The sequence below is a fragment of the Mycobacterium sp. 1245852.3 genome (genome assembly GCF_001669335.1).
GTDB classification, from domain to species: domain Bacteria; phylum Actinomycetota; class Actinomycetes; order Mycobacteriales; family Mycobacteriaceae; genus Mycobacterium; species Mycobacterium europaeum_A.
In genome coordinates this window covers 1-818 of record NZ_LZLL01000216.1, presented here as the reverse complement: position 1 = coordinate 818, position 818 = coordinate 1, and the positions used below count along the sequence as shown (strand labels likewise).

The 818-nt window shown below is 70.5% G+C and carries 1 protein-coding gene; it reads right to left on the bottom strand.

What is annotated here, in order from left to right:
* Window positions 1-645 (bottom strand): anthranilate phosphoribosyltransferase (gene trpD, locus A9W96_RS09805; RefSeq protein WP_067139355.1); only part of this gene is annotated, 645 nt, incomplete at its 3' end.
* Between the last annotated feature and the right edge of the window lie 173 nt (window positions 646-818).

The window sequence follows — 818 nt, the reverse complement described above, 5'->3', positions numbered from 1 at the left end:
CGCGCAGCCGATCAAGCCCGCCCGCGGCCGCGCCGGATTGGTAAGCGGCCCAAGGAGATTGAACACCGTCGGCACGCCGATCTCGCGGCGCACCGCGGAGGTGTGCCGGTAGGACGGATGAAACAGCGGCGCGAAGCAGAACCCGATGCCCACCTCGGCGAGGCTGCGCGCGACCTCGTCGGGCCCCAAGTCGATCCGGACGCCGAGCGCCTCGAGCGTGTCGGCGCCGCCGGACAGCGACGATGACGCCCGGTTGCCGTGTTTGACCACCGGCACCCCGGCGGCCGCGGCGACGATCGCCGCCATGGTGGACAGGTTCACGGTGTTGACGCCGTCACCACCGGTTCCCACGATGTCGACGGTGTCGTCGCGGATGGCGGGCATCGGCAACGCGTGGTCGAGCATGACGTCGGCCAGCTCGATGACTTCGGCCGAGGTGGGAACCTTTACCTGCATCGCCACCGCGAAGGCCGCGATCTGGGCCGGGCTGGCGTCGCCGGCCATGATCTGGTCCATGGCCCAGGCGGCCTGCCCGCGGGACAGGTCCTCACCGCCCGTCAGACGCGACAGGACCTGCGGCCACGACGGCGCCGGCGCGCCGGACGGCGCGGCCGGGGACGGCGAAGCGTGCGATGACGAAGCCACGGGCCGATGGTCCCACGAGCACCACACCGGCCCCAACCGTCGAGAGCGACGGGCGCGAGCGCGACGCGCCAGACCTCAATTGCCGCCCCGGGTGGAGTTCAACAACTACAAAGCGTCATACTTGCGTATGTGACCAGCGCTGCCGGGACTTCGGGTACTGCAATTACGTCGCG